This is a genomic window from Cellulophaga sp. 20_2_10, from assembly GCF_023476645.1.
Lineage (GTDB): Bacteria > Bacteroidota > Bacteroidia > Flavobacteriales > Flavobacteriaceae > Cellulophaga.
On the sequence record NZ_JAMCOJ010000009.1, the window covers coordinates 103,335 to 127,440 of the forward strand.

General features: G+C 31.8%; 20 protein-coding genes. 17 read left to right on the forward strand and 3 right to left on the reverse strand.

Annotated features, from left to right (window positions below):
- Positions 1–5 precede the first annotated feature (5 nt).
- Positions 6–491: a nuclear transport factor 2 family protein gene (locus tag M4I21_RS15005; protein WP_249560045.1), complete on the forward strand. Its 486-nt coding sequence runs from the start codon at positions 6–8 to the stop codon at positions 489–491.
- Here the strand turns inward: M4I21_RS15005 and M4I21_RS15010 are convergent.
- Both M4I21_RS15010 and trkA read right to left on the reverse strand, forming a co-directional pair.
- Positions 457–1,947, reverse strand: coding sequence for a TrkH family potassium uptake protein (locus M4I21_RS15010; protein ID WP_072305031.1), 1,491 nt, complete (start codon positions 1,945–1,947; stop codon positions 457–459). The genes M4I21_RS15005 and M4I21_RS15010 overlap by 35 nt on opposite strands.
- 1 nt (position 1,948) lies before the next feature.
- Positions 1,949–3,298, reverse strand: a complete 1,350-nt coding sequence (gene trkA / locus M4I21_RS15015; RefSeq protein ID WP_249560046.1) for a Trk system potassium transporter TrkA — start codon at positions 3,296–3,298, stop codon at positions 1,949–1,951.
- A 286-nt stretch (positions 3,299–3,584) separates the two neighbouring features.
- Between trkA and ubiE the strand changes: the two genes are divergently transcribed.
- Entirely contained in the window at positions 3,585–4,313 is a 729-nt protein-coding gene (gene ubiE, locus M4I21_RS15020; RefSeq protein ID WP_249560047.1) for a bifunctional demethylmenaquinone methyltransferase/2-methoxy-6-polyprenyl-1,4-benzoquinol methylase UbiE, read from the forward strand.
- Positions 4,314–4,327: 14 nt separating this feature from the next.
- Positions 4,328–5,023: a type IX secretion/gliding motility protein PorT/SprT gene (porT, locus tag M4I21_RS15025; RefSeq protein ID WP_249560048.1), complete on the forward strand. Its 696-nt coding sequence runs from the start codon at positions 4,328–4,330 to the stop codon at positions 5,021–5,023.
- Between the two features lie 2 nt (positions 5,024–5,025).
- Here porT and M4I21_RS15030 read toward each other — a convergent pair whose 3' ends face one another.
- Complete coding sequence (locus M4I21_RS15030) at positions 5,026–5,751, reverse strand: TrmH family RNA methyltransferase (protein ID WP_249560049.1); 726 nt, start codon at positions 5,749–5,751, stop codon at positions 5,026–5,028.
- 24 nt (positions 5,752–5,775) lie between these two features.
- On the opposite strand from M4I21_RS15030, the gene tamL reads away from it, so the two are divergent.
- The 14 genes from tamL to M4I21_RS15100 all read left to right on the forward strand — a co-directional run bounded on the left by tamL (position 5,776) and on the right by M4I21_RS15100 (position 24,072).
- Entirely contained in the window at positions 5,776–8,352 is a 2,577-nt protein-coding gene (gene tamL, locus M4I21_RS15035) for a translocation and assembly module lipoprotein TamL (RefSeq protein ID WP_249560050.1), read from the forward strand.
- A gap of 59 nt (positions 8,353–8,411) precedes the next feature.
- On the forward strand, positions 8,412–9,479 hold the full coding sequence (fbaA, locus tag M4I21_RS15040; RefSeq protein WP_249560051.1) for a class II fructose-bisphosphate aldolase: 1,068 nt from the start codon (positions 8,412–8,414) through the stop codon (positions 9,477–9,479).
- Positions 9,480–9,511: 32 nt separating this feature from the next.
- Positions 9,512–10,390 carry an acetyl-CoA carboxylase, carboxyltransferase subunit beta gene (gene accD, locus M4I21_RS15045; RefSeq protein WP_249560052.1) on the forward strand — a complete coding sequence of 293 codons (879 nt, stop codon included), beginning with the start codon at positions 9,512–9,514 and terminating at the stop codon, positions 10,388–10,390.
- A gap of 245 nt (positions 10,391–10,635) precedes the next feature.
- Positions 10,636–10,905 carry a 30S ribosomal protein S15 gene (rpsO, locus tag M4I21_RS15050; RefSeq protein WP_249560053.1) on the forward strand — a complete coding sequence of 90 codons (270 nt, stop codon included), beginning with the start codon at positions 10,636–10,638 and terminating at the stop codon, positions 10,903–10,905.
- Between the two features lie 222 nt (positions 10,906–11,127).
- Positions 11,128–13,374, forward strand: a complete 2,247-nt coding sequence (locus M4I21_RS15055) for a polyribonucleotide nucleotidyltransferase (RefSeq protein ID WP_249560054.1) — start codon at positions 11,128–11,130, stop codon at positions 13,372–13,374.
- An 83-nt stretch (positions 13,375–13,457) separates the two neighbouring features.
- Positions 13,458–15,341: a tetratricopeptide repeat-containing sensor histidine kinase gene (locus tag M4I21_RS15060; RefSeq protein WP_249560055.1), complete on the forward strand. Its 1,884-nt coding sequence runs from the start codon at positions 13,458–13,460 to the stop codon at positions 15,339–15,341.
- A 21-nt stretch (positions 15,342–15,362) separates the two neighbouring features.
- Complete coding sequence (locus M4I21_RS15065) at positions 15,363–16,112, forward strand: LytR/AlgR family response regulator transcription factor (RefSeq protein ID WP_249560056.1); 750 nt, start codon at positions 15,363–15,365, stop codon at positions 16,110–16,112.
- Positions 16,113–16,395: 283 nt separating this feature from the next.
- Positions 16,396–17,103, forward strand: coding sequence for a vWA domain-containing protein (locus M4I21_RS15070; protein WP_249560057.1), 708 nt, complete (start codon positions 16,396–16,398; stop codon positions 17,101–17,103).
- A gap of 332 nt (positions 17,104–17,435) precedes the next feature.
- On the forward strand, positions 17,436–18,242 hold the full coding sequence (gene proC, locus M4I21_RS15075; protein ID WP_249560058.1) for a pyrroline-5-carboxylate reductase: 807 nt from the start codon (positions 17,436–17,438) through the stop codon (positions 18,240–18,242).
- Positions 18,243–18,253: 11 nt separating this feature from the next.
- Positions 18,254–19,024, forward strand: a complete 771-nt coding sequence (gene proB, locus M4I21_RS15080; RefSeq protein WP_249560059.1) for a glutamate 5-kinase — start codon at positions 18,254–18,256, stop codon at positions 19,022–19,024.
- Between the two features lie 13 nt (positions 19,025–19,037).
- Positions 19,038–20,237, forward strand: a complete 1,200-nt coding sequence (locus tag M4I21_RS15085) for a glutamate-5-semialdehyde dehydrogenase (protein WP_249560060.1) — start codon at positions 19,038–19,040, stop codon at positions 20,235–20,237.
- Between the two features lie 316 nt (positions 20,238–20,553).
- Positions 20,554–21,987 (forward strand): glycosyltransferase family 2 protein, encoded by a 1,434-nt coding sequence (locus M4I21_RS15090; RefSeq protein WP_249560061.1) that lies wholly within the window; start codon positions 20,554–20,556, stop codon positions 21,985–21,987.
- A 236-nt stretch (positions 21,988–22,223) separates the two neighbouring features.
- Positions 22,224–23,087 (forward strand): sigma-70 family RNA polymerase sigma factor, encoded by an 864-nt coding sequence (locus M4I21_RS15095; RefSeq protein ID WP_013620242.1) that lies wholly within the window; start codon positions 22,224–22,226, stop codon positions 23,085–23,087.
- Positions 23,088–23,358: 271 nt separating this feature from the next.
- A complete protein-coding gene (locus tag M4I21_RS15100; protein WP_249560062.1) occupies positions 23,359–24,072 on the forward strand; it encodes a hypothetical protein in 714 nt (237 codons plus the stop codon).
- Positions 24,073–24,106: the final 34 nt, after the last annotated feature.

Consider the following 24,106-nt stretch of genomic DNA (forward strand, 5'->3'; position numbering starts at 1 on the left):
CTAAAATGACAAACCAAGAACTTATTGAAAAATTCTACACTTCTTTTTCTAATGCAGATGCTGATGGTATGATTAGTTGCTACCACGATGATATTGTTTTTACAGATCCTGCTTTTGGAACTCTACATGGCAATAAAGCAAAAGCCATGTGGCAAATGCTATTAAGCAGAAGCAATGGCGGATCTACTATAACTTATACTGGTATTAAAGTTACAGAGAATAACGGAAGTGTTAATTGGAAAGCTGTCTACGCTTATGGACCAAAAAAAAGAAAAGTAATAAATAATATTACTGCTAATTTTACCTTTTTTGAGGGTAAAATAATAGCACACACAGATAAGTTTGATTTATGGAATTGGTCCAAACAGGCATTGGGAACTAGCGGTTATTTATTAGGTTGGTCCTCTTTTTTTAAATCTAAGATTCAGTCTAAGACAAACAACCTATTAACTACATTTATATCTTCTTCCAAAAGTACGGAGTCAAAATAATAAGCACCGTAAATAATTCTAGTCTACCTGCTAACATTAAAAAAGCTGTCCACCATTTTGCTAAACCTGGCAAACTATCAAAATTTGCAAGCGGATTAAGACTACCTAAACCTGGCCCAACATTCCCTAAAGAAGTTGCCGCTCCACCAATAGCAGAGACAAAATCTAACCCTAAAAAGCTTAATACCAAAGCTCCAATTATAAATAACAACATATATAAAACCAAGAAGGCGACAATGTTGTACACTATTTTTTCTGGCACCATTTTATTATTGTATCGTACCGGGATAATTGCATTTATATGTAGAGTCCTTTTAAACTCTAGCAATCCGTTTTTAATAATTAACAAGTGACGCATCACTTTAATACCACCAGCTGTAGAACCTGCACAGCCACCTAAAAACATTAATCCAAAAAAGAAAACGGTTAAAAAGGGTGTCCAGTTTGTAAAATCTGCTGTAACAAAACCTGTTGTTGTAATTACAGACACTATTTGGAATAAGGTATGCCTAAAAGCACTTTCTGCTTCTCCTAAAACCATAGGATGGTAATCTGAAACCGGCACATTTGCCTTTAAGTAAACTGTAAGTGCCGCTATTAACGTAAAGAAAACGACAAAGCCAGTATAAAACTTAAACTCTTCGTCCCTAAACATTTTCTGTATTTTACCCTTAAAAGCAAAGTAACTTAACACAAAATTACTACCTGCTAAAAACATAAATAAGATTACAATATATTGCACTAATGGATCATTATTCCAATACGCCAAACTTGCGTTTTTTGTAGAAAAACCACCGGTAGACAATGTTGCCAATGAATGATTAATTGCATCAAAGAAAGACATACCCGCTAATTGCAATAAAATAGTTTCTGCAACGGTATAGCCAACATAAATGTACCAAAGCCTTTTTGCTGTATCTGTAATACGCGGGTGTAATTTATCTGCACTTGGTCCTGGAGCTTCTGCAGAAAACAATTGCATACCACCAATACCTAATATTGGCAAAATGGCAATTGCCAAAACAATAATACCCATACCACCGATCCAATGTGTTAAGCTTCGCCAAAAAAGAACTCCCTCTGGCAATGCCTCAATGTCATTTAAGATAGATGCCCCTGTGGTTGTATACCCAGAAACAGTTTCAAAAAAAGCATTCGTAAAACTAGGAATAGATTCTGTAAAAAGATAAGGTAGCACACCTGATAAAGACATCACTATCCACCCAAAGGTCACTATTAAATAACCTTCTTTTCTCTTTACTTCTTTTTTATGACCTCTAGTAGCTAGCATAGCCATTGCACCCGCTGCTAATGTTACCAAGGCTGCCATAGCAATTTCTAATGTCGCACCATCATCATAAATAGCACTTATACCAGCAGAAATACCCATAAATGCACCGTTACAAAGTAGCAACAAGCCCATTATATGAATAATGATTTTATAATTTAACGTCATTTTACAAGAACAGCTTTTCAATTTTAGGAATAGCTCTTGGCAAACAACATACCACCACTCTATCTCCTTCTAAAATTTCGAAATCACCTAAAGCAATAATACCTTCACCATCCCTAACAACGCCACCTATGGTTGCTGATCTAGGAAAGTCTAACTCCTTTATAATTTTACCCCTAACCGCAGAATTAGGTTTTACTACAAACTCTAAAATCTCTGCGTTAAGATTGTTTAAACGTGTCATAGCAACCACTTCTCCACGTCTAATGTGTTTAAAAATATTATTGGCTGCTAATAATTTTTTATTAATTAAAGTATCTATACCAATGGTATGCGATAGCTGAAAATAATCCATATTCTCTACTAGGGCAATCGTTTTTTTTATGTTTCTAGATTTTGCTACTAGACAAGACATAATGTTGGTTTCTGAATTTGATGTTACAGAAATAAAAGCATCCATAGCATCTAAATTTTCTTCCTCTAAAACCTCTACATTTCTACCATCTGCATTAATTACTAAAGCGTTTGGCAAATCGTCTGCAAGTTGCAATGCTCTTTCTTTATCTTTCTCTATTAGCTTAACATTAAACTTTTTACCACATAAATCACGTGCTGTTTTATACCCAAGCTTACTTCCACCGTGAATCATCACGTTTTTAATTTGCCTTTTTTCTTTTCCGGTAAGTTTTAGAAGATCATCTAAACCAGCCTTAGAGGTAATAAAATAAACCTGATCCCCTTTCATGAATTCGGTATCTCCTCTTGGTATAATTGTATATTGTGTACCAACACGCTGTATTGCAATTGGCATAAAGTGTAATTCTGGAAATATACGCGCTGCTTCTTTTACCATTTTACCGACAAAAGGAGCCGATTTTGGCAAACAAACACCAATCATAATTAAGGCCCCGTCCTCAAACTCATAACTCTCGTTAAAAGCAGACTGGTTTAATAGTAATTGTATTTCAGTAGCGGCTAACTCTTCTGGAGAAATAAGTTCGTCTATTCCTAGTTTTTCGAAATTTAAAATTTCTTTATTCTTTATAAACTCTGTATTAGAAATACGGGCAATAGTACGTTTACACCCTAATTGCTTTGCTAAAATACAAAGCGTAAGGTTTGTTGTTTCTGATGATGTAACACCAATTACAAGATCTGATTTTTCAACCTGTGCATCTTTTAAAACTGCAACAGAAGTAGCATCTCCCTTTAAAACACGAATATCTAAATGACTGTCTGCATACGCTAGACTTTCCTTAAAAGTATCTATTAAGGTAATATCTTGCGACTCAAAAGACAATAATTTTGCCAAATGAAAGCCAACCTCTCCTGCACCCGCTATAATAATCTTCATATATTTATTTAACTAAGCCAAAATGCACCTTGGTAAACTTTGGACGGCAAAATTACTCTTTTTTATGCAATCGGCTTGTATATAGACGTAAAAACAAATATAAACTAACCTCGCTCTAAAATACGGTATTTATTTATTTGTTAAGCAGTTAACACCATACTACTTTAGCATACTATTTAAAACATTTTACTAGCTAATATGCTATTTAGTACTTAGTTCTAGCTCTTTTACCCCTCTATAACGCATAAAATGTAACCTTTATGTTATCTTTGCAAAAAAATTAATAATGGCAGAAAAAGTTACTCCTTACAAAAATTCTGAACTTGGAAAAAAAGAACAGGTCACTCAAATGTTTGACACTATTTCTAAGAATTACGACGGGTTAAACAGGGTTATTTCTTTTGGTATCGATATAAAATGGCGTAACAGAGTTGTTGCGATTTTAAAAAACAAGCAACCTAAAACTATTTTAGACATTGCTACAGGTACTGGCGACCTGGCCATTAACCTAGTTAAAACAGGAGCAACTAAAATCACTGGTTTAGATATATCTCCAGGAATGCTAGACGTTGGCAAGCAAAAAGTTGCCGATAAAAAACTAGCTGATACTATAGATATGATTATTGGTGATAGTGAGAATCTACCATTTAAAGACAATACTTTTGATGCTATTACTGTAGCATTTGGCGTACGTAACTTTGAAAACCTTGACAAAGGCTTATCAGAAATTTTTCGTGTCCTAAAACCAAAAGGTACTTTTGTAGTTCTAGAAACTTCTGTACCAGTAAAAACACCTTTTAAACAAGGGTATAAATTTTACACAAAATACATACTACCAACCATTGGTAAATTGTTTTCTAAAGACCGTACAGCATACTCTTATTTATCTGAATCTGCATCTATTTTTCCTCACGGAAAAGAGTTCAACAATATTTTAGAGAAAAATGGGTTTATATCTATAGAGAATAAGCCGCAAACTTTTGGAGTAGCATCCATTTACGTTGCTTCTAAATAAGATATGAAAATCTAATGAAAAAAATTCTGTTTCTTTTTTTGTGCCTTTTTATTGCTGGCAACACTGTAAATGCTCAGTTTAACGAGGATCCCATAATGAATTTAGAAAGCGAAGATTTACGCCCTTTAAACTGGGGTTACTTTCTTGGCTTTAACCAATACGATTTTAAATTTGACTATAAAGATGACCTCGGTGACATTTTAGTTGATAAATCTATGGGCTTTAATGTTGGTTTAATTGGTGAACTAAGATTAAATAATTTCTTAGACTTACGTTTTGAACCCGGTTTACATTACACAAAAAGAACTTTAGGGTTTAGAGGTTTTTCTGATGCTAATGATGCTATTAGAGAAGTAAAAAGCACCTACATTAATTTTCCTTTATTACTTAAGGTAAGCGCCAAAAGAATAGGAAATTGGAAGCCTTATCTTATTGGTGGCGCATCTACCTCTATGAATTTAAGTAGTAATGAAGATAGTATTGAAGATAACAGCGGAACTACTTTTAGAATGAAAAAGGCAACTTATTATTATGAAATGGGCTTTGGTGTAGATTTTTACCTAGAGTATTTTAAATTTTCGCCATCTATTAGAGGTGTTTTTGCTATTAATGATGAATTAGTACCAGATGTAGACGCTAACAGTCCGTGGACAGGAAATATTAATTCTATGAAAACTAGAGGTATTTTTATCAACTTTACGTTTGAGTAGTACTAGCCTCTTCTAATTTCGTTTAACAAAATTGCTGTTGCTGTTGCTACATTTAAACTCTCTGTAGTTTTTGCACCAAATTGCGGAATACTAATTTTTTTAGTTATTAAACCTTCAACTTCAGAAGAAACTCCATTAGCCTCATTACCCATTACCAAAATTCCTTTTTTACTTACAAAGTCTTCCTTGTACACCTCTTTTCCGTCCATAAAGGCTCCATATATAGGCATTTTAGTTGTTTGTAAAAAATCTTCTAAATTACCATAAACAATATTTACCCTAGCCAAGGAACCCATTGTTGCTTGTAATGTTTTTGGATTGTAGCAATCTACTGTATGGTTAGAGCAAAATAAGTCTGTTATTCCAAACCAGTCGCACAACCTTATTATAGTACCTAAATTTCCGGGATCACGCACATCATCAACAGCAACAACCCAATTATCTTTTGTTATTTCTTTTTCTTTAGGCTGATAAAAAACAGCTAAAATATTATTAGGTGTCTTTAGAGCACTTACCTTTCTTAGATCGGCTTCAGAAATTAGTTCGCATTTAAAAGTTTCTTCAGATAAAATAATATTGCTAGTTGTATAAATAGCATAAGGTTTCACATTCGCATTTGCCAATTCTTTTACCACCTTAATACCCTCAACCACGAATAACTTATGTTCCGTTCGGTACTTTTTTTGCTGTAGATTTTTTATAAACTTTATTTGGCTTTTACTAACCATACAAATAATGTATTTTTGAACTCTATGAAAATGCGTTTACGTAACACAAAACAGTTTACAAAAATAGGATTATTATTGCTAGTTATAGCAATAACATCTTGTAATGCACTAAAAAAAGTAGAAGACGACGAACTTTTACTTACTAAAAATACGGTAACTGCAGATGGTAAAAAAATAAAAAACGAAGATGCTTTTAGTTTAATTTCTCAAAAACCTAACAGCAACTTATTAGGCTACCCTTTGCGCTTAAACTTATATAATTTAGCTAAAGACAATCCAGATTCACTTTACCAAGTGTGGCTGCATAAAAAACCAAAAAGGATAGAAAGACTTACTAAGTTCTTATCTAAAAAACAAGTAGATGCTCTTGGGGAATCTTTTATGGTAAAAGGTGCTAGTCAATGGTTAAAAAACATAGGTGAGTCTCCTGCTATAATAGATACAACTAAATCTGCAAAATCTGCCAGACAATTAAAATTTTTCTATAATAACAAAGGGTATTTTGACACAGAATCATCATACCAAGTAGACACCACAAATAAAAAACAACGCGCACATATAAACTACAAACTTCAACTTGGAGATGCGTATATGGTAGACAGCATATCACAAAACATAGCTTCTGCCACCCTAGATTCAATTTATCAAATTCACAAAGGAGAATCGTTTTTAAAAGAAAAAGAACAGTATAATTCTTCTAACTTTTATAAAGAAAGAGAACGCTTAACCAAGCTCTTTAAAAATACTGGAATTTATAATTTTCAAGAAAGTTCTATTGAGTATGATATCCCTAGTGATAGTACAAACAGACCTACCTCTAAAAATATGTCTGTTAAAATACAGATTAACAACCTAAAGAAAAGAGGAGAACATAAACTTACCGAATACAAGATCTACGCCTTTGACACCATTAATATTTATACAGACTATCATTTTGGAGATGATGTTTCTAGTATGAAAACTTTAAACTTCGAAAATTACACTATATACTATAAGGATAAACTAAAGTACAAGCCAAAAGCACTAACCAATGCTATTTTTATTAAAAAAGATAGTATTTACAGGGAGATAAATAAATCTAGAACTTACAAACAAATAAGTAACCTAAACACTTTTAAATATCCTAATATTACGTTTGATTCTCTTGGCAATAAGTTAAATACCAACATTTACTTATCGCCATTAAAAAAATATTTATTAGAAACAAATATAGAAGGCACACACTCTAACATACAAAGACTTGGCGCCGCTTTTAGTTCTTCTCTAGCAATTAAGAATGTTTTTGGAGGTGCAGAAACGCTTAGTTTATCTGCTCGTGGATCTTTGGGTGTTTTAAGTGAAGTAAATAATCCTAATGAAAAATCAGTTTCTGAAATAGGTGCAGATATAAATTTAATTGTTCCTAGAATTTGGATGCCTTTTAAAACAAAGAAAATTATACCTCCTTATATGTTACCACAAACCAGAATGGTAATTGGAACAAATTTTCAGAAAAACATAGGATTAGACAAACAAAATGTCAATGCTATTTTAGGGTATAATTGGTCTGCTTCTCAATTCAAAAAAAATTCTTTAGAACTTTTAAATATTCAATTTATTAGGAACTTAAATCCTGGTAGGTTTTATAATGTGTACCAAAGTACGTACAACAGATTAGACGATGTTGCAGATAATTACCAAGACAACCCTGCTTTAAGTGAGTTATTTGAAACATCTGAAGGTAATTCTGACCCAAAACTAAAAATTCCTCTTGGTACAAGTGGGTTTATTGACCAAGTTTTAAATCAAGGTTTAGCTGCTTCTACATCTGATGATTATAAAGAAGTTAGAAGCATAGATGAAAGAGAAAAAAGACTAACTGAAAACAACCTAATCTTTGCTACTAATTTTTCGTATACTAAAGACAGTAGAACAGGAATAAACGATAATGACTTTCATCAATTTAAAATAAAAATAGAAGGTGCCGGCAACGTACTATCTTTACTTTCTGGCGTTGTAGATTTTAAAGAGAATGATAATGGAAAAAAAGAGATTTTTGATGTGCAATTTTCGCAATATATTAAAACAGATTTTGATTACATTAAGCACTGGAGTTTCCCCTCTCAGAATGTGTTGGCTTTTAGAGGTTTTCTAGGCATAGCAGTTCCTTACGGCAACTCTAATAGCATACCGTTTGCAAAAAGTTACTTTGCAGGTGGCTCTAATGACAACAGAGCTTGGAATGCGTATTCGCTTGGTCCAGGAAGCACACAATCTTTAAACGATTTTAACGAAGCAAACCTAAAAATAGCCGCAAATCTAGAATTTAGATTCCCTGTTGCAGGTAATATAAAAGGAGCTTTATTTGCAGATGCAGGCAACATTTGGAATGTTTTTGACAATGAAGAAAATGAAGATGCGATCTTTAAAGATGTTAGCTCTTTAACCGAAATTGCATTAGGAACTGGCTTTGGTATCAGGTATGATTTTACATACTTTGTGCTGCGTTTAGATACTGGTTTTAAAACATATAATCCGGAGTTAGAAGCATCAAAAAGATGGTTTAGAGATTATAATTTTGGTAACGCAACAATAAACATTGGTGTTAATTATCCTTTTTAACGCTAATAATTTTATTACTTTTGCTTTGTTAATCTAATAAAAATACCAACACATAAAGTATGGCTCACAACATTAAACCTGGAGTTGCTACAGGCGACCAAGTACAAGAAATTTTTAATTACGCAAAAGAAAAAGGCTTTGCATTACCTGCGGTAAATGTAATTGGATCTGACACTATAAATAGTGTTATAGAAACAGCAGCAGACTTAAATGCCCCTGTTATTATCCAATTCTCTAATGGAGGTGCACAATTTAACGCTGGTAAAGGATTATCTAACGATGGGCAAAAAGCTGCTATTGTTGGTGCTATTGCAGGCGCTAAACATGTTCATGAATTAGCAAAAGCTTATGGTGCAACTGTTATTTTACATACAGACCATTGTGCTAAAAAATTATTACCTTGGATAGATGGCTTACTAGATGCTAGTGAAAAACACTTTGCAGAAACAGGAAAGCCTTTATTTAGCTCTCATATGATAGATTTATCTGAAGAGCCAATTGAAGAAAATATAGAGATTTGTAAAGAATACCTTGCTAGAATGAGCAAAATGGGTATGACATTAGAAATAGAATTAGGTATTACAGGTGGTGAAGAAGATGGTGTAGATAATTCTGATGTAGATGATTCTAAACTATACACACAACCAGAAGAAGTTGCATTTGCTTACGAAGAACTTTCTAAAATAAGCCCTAAATTTACAATTGCAGCAGCATTTGGTAACGTACACGGTGTATACAAGCCAGGTAACGTAAAACTAACTCCAAAAATATTATTAAACTCTCAAGATTATATCACTAAAAAATACAATGTAGAAGAAAACCACATTGACTTTGTTTTTCACGGAGGTTCTGGTTCTACATTAGAAGAAATTAGAGAAGCTATTGGTTATGGAGTTATAAAAATGAATATTGATACAGATTTACAATATGCATTTTTAGAAGGAGTAAGAGACTATGTACTGGATAAAAAAGACTATTTAAAAGCACAAATAGGAAATCCAGATGGTGCAGATGTACCAAATAAAAAGTTTTACGATCCAAGAGTTTGGCTTCGTGAAGGAGAAAAAACGTTTAGTACACGTTTAAAGAAAGCATTTGAGGATCTTAATAATGTAAACACATTATAATAAAAGATCACCAATTAACTTAATATTATTTTATGTCGGCTTGGTTTAAAAGAAAAGAAAAAGGAATACAGACAGCTACAGAAGAGAAAAAAGACACTCCTAAAGGATTGTGGTATAAATCTCCAACAGGAAAAATTGTTGAATCTGAAGTTTTAGCAAAGAATTTTTACGTTAGTCCAGAAGATGACTACCACGTAAGAATAGGAAGTAAGGAATATTTTGAAATACTTTTTGATGATAATAAGTTTAAAGAATTAGACGCTAAATTATCATCTAAAGACCCTTTAAAGTTTGAAGATACTAAGAAGTATGTAGATCGCTTAAAAGCTGCCGAGAAAAAGACAGGGCTTCAAGACGCTGTAAGAACTGCAATAGGTAAATCTAACGGTAATGACATCGTTATTGCTTGTATGGATTTTAGCTTTATTGGTGGTTCTATGGGTAGTGTTGTTGGTGAAAAAATTGCAAGAGCAATAGATTTCGCTATAAAGAAGAAAGTTCCTTTTATGATGATTTCAAAATCTGGAGGAGCCCGTATGATGGAAGCTGCGTTGTCTTTAATGCAATTAGCAAAAACATCTGTTAAGCTAGCACAATTGGCAGAAGCAGGACTACCATATGTATCTTTATGTACAGACCCTACAACTGGTGGTACAACCGCATCTTATGCAATGTTAGGAGATATAAATATTGCAGAACCAGGTGCTTTAATTGGTTTTGCTGGTCCTAGAATTGTAAAAGACACAACAGGTAAAGATCTTCCTGAAGGTTTTCAATCATCAGAATTCTTAAAAGAACACGGATTTTTAGACTTTATTACACATAGAAGAGATTTAAAACAAAAAGTAAATCTTTATATAGACTTAATACAGAATACCCCTGTTCGTAAACACAAACCTATGTCTGCTTAAAACAGAATAGATTTAATAGTACTATAATCCTTGTTTATATACACTAGCAATAGTTTTATAAAAACAAGGATTATTTTTTTAAAGAGTTTATACATCAACCCATAAAAAAATAGTTGTTGCTAAACATTAATTTTAAGCTCAAAAAAATATCTTTTTCAAGAATAAAATTGTCACAAATAAATTGTACATTTGCAGCTTGATTGAGATTCAGTCATATACATAAAAATCATTAAACAAATATTGGAATGTATTTAACGAAAGAAGTAAAAACCGAAATCTTTAAGAAACACGGTAAAAACGAAAAAGATTCTGGAGCAGCTGAAGCACAAATTGCTTTGTTTACTCACAGAATTAACCACTTAACTGGTCACTTAAGAAGAAATCATAAAGATTACAACACTGAGCGTTCTCTAGTTAAATTGGTAGGTAAAAGAAGAAGTCTTCTAGATTACTTAATCAAAAAAGATATTGTACGTTACCGTGCTATTATCGCAGAATTAGGTATTAGAAAATAATACATCAAGGGAAAGCATTGCTTTCCCTTTTTTTATACCAGTTAATTTATTATAATTATCTTAGCTAAAATTACAAAGACCTTATAGTAGTATAAGGCAAACTAAAAGCTTATTTATAGTTTTTCATTGGTCAACACAACAACACAACACCTCGTCTAACAAGACGTAAGACCATTGTTTAACAAGTCTTATTTTTAAAAAATTAGGCTTTAAAAAAAATTTATGATTCCAAAAGTATTTAAAGAGGTCATAGACCTTGGGGACGGTAGAGAAATCTCTATTGAAACTGGAAAATTAGCAAAACAAGCTCATGGTAGCGTTGTAGTGCAATCTGGAAACTGTATGTTATTATGTACTGTAGTTTCTAATTACAAACAAAGTGATGTGGACTTTCTTCCACTAACTGTAGATTACAGAGAAAAATTTGCTGCTGCAGGTCGTTACCCAGGTGGTTTCTTTAAAAGAGAAGCAAGACCAAGTGATGGTGAAGTATTAACAATGCGTTTAGTAGACCGTGTTTTACGTCCATTATTTCCAAAAGATTACCACGCAGAAACACAAGTTATGATACAGTTAATGTCTCATGATGAAAATGTTATGCCTGAAGCTATGGCTGGTTTAGCTGCTTCTGCTGCTATTCAATTATCAGATTTCCCATTTGAATGTGCTATTTCTGAGGCTAGAGTTGCTCGTGTTAATGGTGAGTTTGTAATTAACCCTACAAGAGCACAATTAGAAGAGTCAGACTTAGAGATGATGATTGGAGCTTCTGCCGATTCTGTAATGATGGTAGAGGGTGAGATGGATGAGATTTCTGAAGAAGAAATGGCTGAAGCTATTAAATTTGCTCATGAGGCTATTAAAGTTCAAATTGCTGCTCAATTACGTTTAGCTGAAGCTTTTGGCAAAAAAGAAACTCGTGAATATACTACTGCAGAAGTAAATGAAGATTTACAAAAAAGAATACACGACTTAGCTTACGATAAATGTTACGCCATTGCTAAGAAGGGAACTTCTAAAGCAGAACGTAGTGCTGCATTTGCTGAAGTAAAAGAAGAAGTGAAAGCATCTTTTACTGAAGAAGAGATGGAAGAATTTGGTCATCTTGTTAGTGGTTATTACAGTAAAGCTGAAAAAGAAGCTGTACGTGAATTAACGTTAAGTGAAGGTTTACGTTTAGATGGTCGTAAGACTGATGAAATTAGACCAATATGGTGTGAGGTAGATTACTTACCATCTACACACGGTTCTGCTATTTTTACACGTGGAGAAACTCAAGCTTTAGCTACAGTTACTTTAGGTACATCTAGAGACGCTAACAAAATAGATATGCCATCTCACGAAGGTGAAGAGAATTTCTATTTACATTATAACTTCCCTCCTTTTTGTACAGGTGAAGCTAGACCACTAAGAGGAACTTCTAGAAGAGAAGTTGGTCACGGTAACTTAGCGCAACGTGGTTTAAAAGGAATGATACCTGCTGACTGTCCTTATACTGTACGTGTAGTTTCTGAAGTATTAGAATCTAATGGTTCTTCTTCTATGGCAACTGTTTGTGCTGGTACAATGGCTTTAATGGATGCTGGTGTTAAAATGAAACGCCCTGTTTCTGGTATTGCTATGGGATTAATTTCTGATGGTGACCGTTATGCTGTATTGTCTGATATTTTAGGTGATGAAGATCATTTAGGAGATATGGATTTTAAAGTAACAGGTACTTCTGAAGGTATTACCGCATGTCAAATGGACATTAAAATTAAAGGATTATCATATGAAATTTTAGTAAATGCACTAAAACAAGCACGTGAAGGTCGTTTACATATTTTAGGTAAAATTACAGATACTATTTCTAGTCCGGCTGAAGATGTTAAGTCTCACGCTCCTAAAATGGTAACTAGACGTATTCCTAACGAATTTATTGGTGCTTTAATTGGTCCTGGTGGAAAAGTTATTCAGGAAATGCAAAAAGAAACAGGAACTACTATCGTTATTAACGAAGATCCAGTAACTGAAGAAGGTATTGTTGAAATCTTAGGTACTGCACAAGATGGTATTGATGCTGTTTTAGCTAAAATAGATTCTTTACTGTTTAAACCAGAAAAAGGAAGTGTTTACGAAGTTAAAGTAATTAAAATGTTAGATTTTGGTGCTGTTGTAGAATACATAGATGCTCCCGGAAATGAAGTTTTATTACACGTATCTGAGTTAGCTTGGGAACGTACAGAAAATGTTACAGATGTTGTAAACATGGGTGATGTTTTTGATGTAAAATACTTTGGTGTAGACCCAAGAACACGTAAAGAAAAAGTTTCTAGAAAAGCACTATTACCTAAACCAGAAGGTTATGTAGAAAGAGCTCCAAGAGAAAATAATGACCGTGGTGGTCGTGACAATAGAGGAAGAGATAATCGTGGACGTGACAACCGTCGTGATGATCGTAAGCCTAGAGAAGATAAAAAAGAAGATTAATTCTTAATTTTCTCAAAATAATAAAAGCCCAACAATTAAGTTTGTTGGGCTTTTTCTATATTACATAAAATTTAATTTCTAAAATGCGAAGCCTTTACTTTAAACCTAAACATCAGTCCGCTATTTGCACTATTTTATATTGTTCTAGCATACTTTTTATATTCGTATTTAACACATCCAACATAAATGCACAAGATGAAGTTGATACGTTAGCCAACATTGAGGAGCTATTATCAAAATCAAAAGAACTAACCCAGAAAGATATAGACAGTTCTTTTTTCTATATCAACAAAGCCATAAAATTCTCAAAGTTAATTAACAATGACACTTTAGTAGCTAAAGGTCAATTACAAAAGAGTAGTCTTTATATTTTTAAGAAGGAGTTTTCTAAATCAGATTCTTTATTACAAAATAACCTATCTAAAAACTTAACTAATTATATAAAAGGCCAAACATTACATAACCTTGGCACCATACAATACTACAAGCAAGATTTTAAAAAGGCATTAGACTTTTATTTACAAGCAGCAAAAATTTTAGAAAAAACAACAAACAACAAACAACTTGTTAGCACCTACTCTAATATTGGTGCAATAAACGCAACATTAAAAAATTATAAAAATGCACAACTTTATTTAGAAAGAGCGCTTCTTTTAAGCGATTTTAATGAAACAATTAAGCTTCAAATTCTAGTTAACCTATCAAACATTTACTTTAGTCAAGATTTATTTAAAAAATATACCGAGACCATTTTTAGAGCAGAGGAAATTGCAAAAAAACTAAACTCAAAGAATATACTTTCTACAATTTATACTAATCTAGCAATGTATTTTACCGACCAAGGTGCAGATTATAACTTAGCTGTTACTTACGGCAAAAAAGCTATTTCTTTGAGAAAAGAACTTAATAGCAAAAACACATTACAAGTTACGTACAACAATGTTGGCCACGCCTATCTTAGAAAAAAGGAATACAACAAAGCTATAGCCTATTTAGACAGTGCTGCTATTGGAGCGCATGGTACAGTTAAAACTTATATCTATAACAACCTTAAAGAATCTTACTTAGGTTTAAAAGAATATAAGACAGCTTTACGCTATGCAGATTTAAAAGATAAGATAAAAGATTCTATTACCAACGAACAACAAAAAGAAAGTGTTGCTGAATTAACTGAGAAATACGAATCAGAGAAAAAAGAGCAACGCATTCATATTTTAGACACTCAAAACAAATTACAAGCACTAACCATTAAGCAACAAAATTATTTGCTTTCAGCTATATTTATATTTATTTTATTACTCGTTATACTTGGCTACTTTGGATTTAAAAACTACAAAATACAACAGCAGTTAGACAAGATTCTGCTACAACAAAAATTAAGGAAAACTCAATTAAATCCGCACTTCCTATTTAATGCGTTACAAAGTATTCAGAATTTTATTCATCAAAATGAAAAAGAAAAATCTAGCTCTTACCTTACTAGTTACTCCAAACTAATTAGATTGGTCTTAGAAAAATCTGATGATGATTTTATTACTGTTGAAGATGATAAAATTGCATTAGAATCTTATCTAAATTTACAACTACTTAATTACAATAATAAATTCGCTTATACTATAAGTACCGATAATTCTGTTGATGATGATTTTGATATGATACCAACACTAATTACCCAGCCCTTTGTAGAAAACGCTATATTACACGGTCTAAAAGATAATAACAAGGGCATTATAAGTATTAAATATTACAAGCAAGATTCTACTTTATACATTTCTATTACTGATAATGGCAATGGTTTTAAAATTAAAAAAGACGACTCTAAAAGATTGCATAAATCTATGAGTACAGCCATTATACAAGAACAATTAAAAAACCTTAATAGAACGTTCAAAAATTTTAAAGGGGATATTAAAGTGAATACCACACCTAAAGGAACACAGGTGATTTTAAGTTTTACAACAACTTAAATATAGTATCTTTACCCACCTATGCACACCATATCTTGTTTTATCGTAGAAGATGATCCTCAAGCATTTTCTTTTGCTTCGTCGATTATCAAAAATTACAAAAATATAGCTGTAATTGGCAACTCTAGTAGCATTAATGAAGCGGCAGAATTAATAAAAAAGTTAAAACCAGACTTTATAATTTTAGATGTTTTCTTAACAGATGGTAATGCTTTTGAGTTTCTTCCTTTATTTAACGCCATAGAGTTTAAAATAATATTTACCACTTCATATGCAAAATATGCAATTGACGCGTTTAAATTTAGCGCTATAGATTACCTATTAAAACCTTACGAAGAAAAAGAATTAACTACGGCTATAGACAAAGTATTAATAGACATTAACAAAACAAACCACGAGTCACAGTTAAGCACCTTAATGCATAACATTTCTCATAAAGATCAATCAAAAAAAATAGTCCTAAAAAATACAGATGCTATTCACGTTGTAGACATAAAAGACATTCTTTATGCAAAATCAGACAACAACTACACGTCTTTTTTACTAACTAATAACAAAAGTATATTAGTCTCTAAGCCACTTAAGTCTTATGATGAAAAACTAAGGAATCATAATTTTCTCCGTGTTCATCAAAGTTATTTAATCAACTTAAATTACATCTCTTCTTTTAACAAACGTAATGAAGAAGTTGTTTTAAACGAAAAACACGCTATCCCTGTTGCTCAAAGCAGAAAAAAAAATCTTCTTGCTTATATTGATGAGTTATTCTAATATCCTTTATTCCTCTTAATTTTAATTCTTACCACTATAAATCCTCTTTAAATTGCCGCTATTTCTAATTACTTAGCGCCAAATTCTCATTTACAAGAATAACTGCTTCAAATAGTTCTAATTTTAGATTCTAGAAAGTAAAAAACACGACCAATACAACATTCTACATTGCATTATCTTCTTAATCCATAGAAAATAAAAAAGAACACTTCCAAAACTAAACTAAGTCGTTATCCGATTTTAGATAGATTAACTGTAAAGAAATTAATAAACTGTAATTAAAATGAAAATGAAAAAGACACTATCCATCTTAACTTTAATAGCTATCTGTACACTAGTACAATCTTGTTATGTTGCAAAAAAATCTGATGAATTTTTCGGAATTGAAACTTCGACTAGAAACACCCTATACCTTATAGATATCTCTGGCAGTATGGAAGGTATAGATGAAGGTTCTATAAAAGACCAAGTTGTAAGAGAAGTTGGCAATAAAGCAGGCAACCAAGTAAGCAAAGTTATTGGTGGCAAAATTGGTAACATACTGGGCAAACAGGTTACCAAAGAAGCGACCAAACTTGGCGCTGTAAAACGCAAATTAATACCTGCTATAAAAGGACTTCCTGATGGCAAAAAATTTCTTGTTTTTTCTTATAACGACAATGTAACAAAGCAATCTAATGCATTTAGAGTTGCAAATAATTCATCTAGAACATCTTCTAATATCTTTGTTCAAAACTTAAAAGCAGGTGGCGGAACAGATACTTTAAAAGGCTTATTAGAAGCTTTATCTACAAGTAGTGTAGAAGAAATTGTATTGATGAGTGATGGTTTACCTAATGGTGGTCCTGATGCCGTACTGCAAGAAATACGCAAGGTAAATACAAACAATATAATTATACATACTATTGCTTTTGGAGATGATGCCGATTTAGATTTTATGAGAACTCTAGCTCAAGAAAACAACGGTACATTTATTACTTCAAAAATGTAAGATTAAGTTGTAGTACAAAAACCAAATCATAAAAATTAGATTATTTAAAATCCAAAAAGTGCCCAAAAATTAAGTTTTTTGGGCTTTTTTTATTGAAAATTGTTCATTATTGATCAAAAATGGACATTTTCACCGACAGACTGTCACCTTCAGAATAAAAAAGCACTCCATCAATTTAAAATATTGCAACCATTTTACATTTCAATTAACAACATCATAATTTACAGGCGTATCATTACCATATTAATGAATCCTTAAAATTGAATCTCAAAATCCGAACTCTCGCATGGTCCTTGCGCCCTATAGTATATATAAAACAATAAACACATAAAATGAGAGTATTAGTAATTGGAGCAGGTAATATGGGATTAACATACTCAGAAGGTATGTCTAAATCTGTACTTCTAAACAAACACAAACTTAGAATTTACGACACCGATCCAAAAAAAATTGAAACACTTAGAAAAAATGATGCATTTAATGTTTTTGAAAACTTAGAAGATTGTTTACCTCTGGCTGATTTAGTATTTATTGCCGTTAAACCGTACCATAGCGATGATTTGTTTATTCAAATGAAAACTATGATTAACGATCAACAAATTTTTGTATCTCTAATGGCAGGCGTAACCATACAATCTATTCAAGAAAGGCTACAAACTAAAAAAGTAATACGTACAATGCCAAATTTACCAGCGCAGGTTGGTAAAGGCGTAACATCTTACACAGAATCTAAAGAAGTATCTAAAGTAGAGCTGTTAATGGTTCGTAATTTATTAGACACTACGGGAACATCTATACACGTTAAGACAGAAAACTTTATAGATGCCTCTACAGGTATTTCTGGTAGTGGACCTGCTTATGTTTTTTACTTTATGCAATCTATGCTAGAAGCAGCTTTAAAAATGGGTTTTTCGGACTACGATTCTAAAGTATTAGTAAGTAGCACTTTTGAAGGAGCTATAGAATTATTTAATCAAAATGATATTTCACCAGAAAAATGGATAGATCGAGTGTCATCTAAAGGAGGCACCACACAAGCAGCCATAGATTCTATGGAAGATAATAATGTAAAGCAGCTGATACAAGATGCCGCATACGCCGCATTTAACAGAGCCATAGAAATGGGAAAAGAAAAATAAAAAACAATAAAATGGAAATTAAAAGAGTGGTTGTAAAAGTAGGCACAAACGTACTTACCAATAAAGACAATAGAATTTTAGGTCCAATTTTAAAAGAGCTCGTTCGTCAAATTTCGGTATTGTACGAGAGAGATATTATGGTTGTTTTGGTTTCTTCTGGTTCTGCTATTGCAGGAAAAGAAATATTAGGAGAAACAAACATCACAGATAAATCTACTAGAAGACAAGTCTACTCTTCTGTTGGACAACCTAGATTAATGAGACATTATTATAGTCTTTTTAGTGATTATGGTATGCGTTGCGCTCAAGTTCTAGCTACTAAAAGAGATTTTGATTTAGGTGTACACAGAGATAATATGATTAATTGTTATGAAGGCTTATTATCCGAAGGCATAATACCAATTGCCAATGAAGATGATGCTGTTTCTGTAACAATGTCTATGTTTTCTGACAATGATGAGCTAGCAAGTTTGGTTGCTGAATTAATAGATGCAGATAGACTTATTATTTTATCAGACACAGATGGTTTATACACTGGACATCCTGATGATGAAAACTCTAAACAAATTAGCGAAGTTACTCACGATCAAGACGTAGAACAATATGTACAAGCTAGTTATAAAAAAGAAGGTGAAGGTCGTGGCGGCATGGCTTCTAAGCTAAAAATAGCAAAAAGTACTGCAGAAAAAGAAATACCAACCTACATAGCAAATGGTAAAAAGCAAAATGTTATTGTAGATATTATTGATAATAAAAAAATAGGAACAAAATTTATTCATTAAAATTTAAACTAATATGAAATTATTAAGCTCCAAAATAAAAAGTAACGTTCTAGAATCAATGTTAAGAATTATTGAGAACGACCGAGAACAAATTCTAGAAGCGAACAAAAAAGATATTGAAGCTTTTAACAAAGAAGATCAAGCACTTTTAGACCGTTTAATAGTAAATAACGGTAAAATTGACGGGATGATTAAAGCCATAACAGATGTAAAAGAACAAGAAGATCCTGTTGGTAAAGAAATATCTAACTTAACTTTAGATAGCGGTTTAGTAATCACAAATAAAACAGCTCCATTTGGTACTATTCTTATAATTTACGAATCTAGACCAGATGTTACAATAGAAGCTGCTGTATTAGCCTTTAAAGCCAATAATAAAATTTTATTAAAAGGAGGTAAAGAAGCATTGCAAACTAATATTATTTTAGAAAAATGTTGGCATAAAGCTTTAGATGAAAACAATATTTCTAAAAACTGGATAAAACTATTACATCTTCAAAGAGAAGAAACCCAAGAATTTTTAAGAAATCCACCAGAAAAACTAGACTTAATAGTACCTAGAGGAGGGGAACGTCTTATTAAATTTGTCAAAGAACACGCCCGTTGTGCTGTTTTAGTTAGTGGTCGTGGAAACAACTTTTTATATGTAGACGACGATGCAGACTGGACTAAAACAATACGTGTAATTGTAAATGCTAAAACCGATAAAATATCGGGATGCAATGCATTAGACAAAGTACTAATAAATAAAAATATTAGTAATTATAAAATGAAGATTATAGAATTAGAACAAGTTTTAAAACAACTTAATGTAAACATTATTACAGATGAAAACACCTCTCATTTAATACCTGAAAATGAAAAAATTGAAAATATAGCTATTTGGGAAGAAGAATTTTTAGCCTTAAAAATTCTCATTGGTGAAGTTGACGATTTAGAATCTGCTATAAAAAAAATAAATAATTATTCTGGTGGACATTCGGCTGCCATATTAACAGAAAATACTGAAAAAGCTAGAACATTTATGGAACAAGTAGACAGTGCTGCTGTATACCATAATGCATCTACTAGATTTACAGATGGCGGACAAATGGGCGTTGGTGCAGAGTTAGCAATTAGCACAGATAAACTACACCATAGAGGTCCGTTAGGTCTAAAACAACTTGTAACCAATAAATATTATGTTTTTGGAAATGGCCATATTAGAGAATAAAACTACCTACATTTTAACATATAGCAAAAGAGATTGTCTTTACACCAAAAGATAATCTCTTTTTGCCTTTAACCCCTATAAAAGCCAGAAGAATGCAGTTTTTATCTGCTGTAAATTCAACCCATAATAAAAGTTCACACAGGTTTTTATCAATAGAAAACAATGCTAAATTCCTCTTTATTTAACGCCAAATTAACAATTTAAGACAAAACAGCCTCTTTTTCTTAAGATATTCATAAATAAAAAAAACTAAAAATCTAAAAAGCATTTCAGTTCGTAAAACTAAGAGAGAACAGTAATAAAAACTTTTAATTTTATGAACACTATACCTATGCTTATAAAAACATCATACCAAAAAACTGCTACAGTTTTTCAAGATTTTCGCTCTTTCGTAGATGAAAAAATAGTTGAATCCAAGAAAAACAATTCATTAGCCATATTAGTTTTGGTTAGTACTTTTATATTAATGTTAGGATCTATTTATTATGTAGTTTCTTTTCAAAGTGATTTTCTTCAGTTTAATCAAGAAAGATCTAGTTCTTTATTTGGTTTTACTTTTATGGTCATCGCAGCAAGTTTGTTAGCTTTTAAAATTTTATTTTTCTTGTTTGTACTATATAGATATTTTAAATACAAACCTATAGCATCTGTTTCTGACGAAAAATTACCAACTGTTACAGTTATTGTTCCTGCATATAATGAAGGTAAACAAGTTTACGATACATTGATTAGCTTAATTAACAGTGATTTTCCAAAAGAAAAACTACAGTTAATTTCTATTGATGATGGTAGCGCAGATGATACTTGGAATTGGATGCAAAAAGCAAAACAAAAGTTAGGTGAAGGCGTAGAGATATATCAACAACCAGAAAACAAAGGTAAAAGACACGCATTATACCGTGGTTTTAACATAGGTACAGGAGATGTATTTGTAACTGTAGATAGCGATTCTATTGTAGATACAGACACCTTAAGAAATTTAGTTAGCCCATTTGTTGTTAATGATAAAGTAGGTGCAGTTGCTGGTAACATAAGAGTATTAAACAAAGCAAAAGCATTAATTCCAAAAATGCTAGATGTTAGTTTTGTATTAAGCTTCGAATTTGTTCGTTCAGCAGAAAGCACATTAAATTCTGTTTTATGTACTCCTGGAGCGCTAGCAGCTTACCGTAGTTCTGCAGTATTTAAGGTTCTACCAAAGTGGATTAATCAAACTTTTATGGGCAAACCATCTGATATTGGTGAAGACAGAGCAATGACTAATATGATATTGAAAGAAGGTAACCACGTACTTTTTCAAAGAAATGCAAATGCATATACTAATGTTCCAGAAAAATACAAAGGTCTTTATAAAATGTTTATTAGATGGGGAAGAAGTAATGTACGTGAAAACATAGAAATGGCTAAATATGTATTTACTAACTTTAGAAAAGAATCTAAATTAGGCTCAAGATTATTATTCATAAGTCAAGCTATTAAAATAATAATGAGTTATCCATTTTTAATATTTATGTTATACTTTGTTGTAACTCATCCATTATTATTTTTAAGCTCAACATTATTTAGCATTTTAATACTATCAACATTCTCAGTTATATTTTATTCTAATAAATACAAGCCTCAAGAATCATTATGGGCATATACTTATAGCGTTCTTTATACATTTGGCTTATTCTGGATTACACCTTACGCTATAGCTACAGCTAGTAGAAGAGGATGGTTAACACGTGGTTTGGCAGAGAAAAAATAAGAAAACAAATAATTTTATAGATTTAAAGTAGATGTGCAGAACCGTACATCTACTTTTTTTATATAAACTACTTAAAAATAATGGAAATAAAACAAGTCCAATTTGTAGGGTTATGAGTTTATTTTCGACTTAATAAAAATAAAAAGATGAAATTAACTTTATTAAAATGTAACATTTCCTCTTTTTCTACGTATAAGTATATGCACCCCTTTGGTTGCGCGTAAATTATATATTAAATGAGACAGCTTAAAATTACAAAACAGGTTACCAATAGGGAAACCGCATCGCTAGATAAATATTTACAAGAAATTGGTAAAGTAGACTTAATTACTGCCGATGAAGAAGTAGAATTAGCACAGCGTATTAAAGCGGGAGATCAGGTAGCCTTAGAAAAATTGACAAAAGCCAACCTTAGGTTCGTAGTTTCTGTTGCTAAGCAGTACCAAAATCAAGGTCTAACATTGCCAGATTTAATTAACGAAGGCAACTTAGGTCTAATTAAAGCTGCACAACGTTTTGATGAAACTCGTGGATTTAAATTTATCTCTTATGCTGTATGGTGGATTCGTCAATCTATTTTGCAAGCGTTAGCAGAACAATCTCGTATTGTACGTTTACCTTTAAACAAAATTGGATCTATTAATAAGATTAATAAAACTTTTGCTTTCTTAGAACAAGCACATGAGCGTAAGCCATCTGCAGAAGAAATAGCAAAGGAATTAGATATGACTATTGAGGATGTAAAGCAGTCATTAAAAAATTCTGGACGTCACGTATCTATGGATGCTCCTTTAATTGATGGTGAAGATTCTAACCTTTACGATGTATTACGTAGTGGTGAGTCTCCTAATCCAGACAGAGAACTATTAATAGAATCTTTACGCACAGAAATAGAAAGAGCATTAGAAACACTAACACCAAGAGAAGCGGACGTAATACGTTTATATTTTGGTTTAGCAGAGCAGCATTCTATGACTTTAGAAGAGATTGGTGAAACTTTTGACTTAACAAGAGAAAGAGTTAGACAAATTAAAGAGAAAGCTATTAGAAGACTTAAACATACTTCTAGAAGTAAAATATTAAAAACATATCTTGGATAAACCATAACGGTTTATAAGCACAATTCTTTTTTTAACAACCTATAGCAACTGTTGTTGTCTTTTTGGTATAAAAATTGTAATTTGTGAACTGTAACAACAGTTTATCATAACTGTTCGTTTTTTGATTGATGAATGAACTCCGGCTGATTACCGGAGTTTTTCGTTTTATATACTTAAGCATCGTTAACTCACTAAAACAACCTGTTTACTCACTGCCTATTTTTTCTTTTTATAGTTTGATTTAAGTTTACTTAAATTTAAATCACTTCTTATGAAAAAAGTAATTACTACAACCATACTATTAACCCTATTGCTATCTTCTTGTGACAAGAAAATTCCTAGAGAACAATCAAATATTAAAACTACAGAACAGGAAAAAATAAATTCTGAAAGTAAGAAAATTGCAGATCTACCAATTCAAATAGACTCCATAACTACGCAAATCCTAATACACCCGATTATTTTGATTGATAAGGAATCTAAAAATTACCTTAATAGAAGCTCCTACAAAAACAATAATAACACCGTTGATTATGTCAATCTGTACAATGATGTACTTACAGGAAACATAGTTAATTTAAATTTTGAAGCAATACACTCTAATAAGTTTACGAAGTTAGCAACTCAGGATCTCAAGATTAATAGCGTTACCTTTTTAAGAGATGTATATAACCATACAGCCAAGGAACTACTCCTGTATTCAGTTATAGATACAGATACCAATAATGACAAATTAATAGATTCTAAAGACAGTTCTACATTATATATAAGCCATATAAATGGTAGTAATTTTAAGCGTTTATCATTAACTAAAAATGACATCTTATACCGATCTAAATTTACATTGGACAATCAAAAATTATATTTTACCACGCTGGAAGATATCAACCAAGACAGCACAATAGACACAAAAGATAAATTACACTACGGTTATATAAATATAACCAGCCCAATTTTGGATATACACGGGTATACTCCTTTCTAAATAAAAAAAGGCCTAGAGTATATCTAGGCCTTTT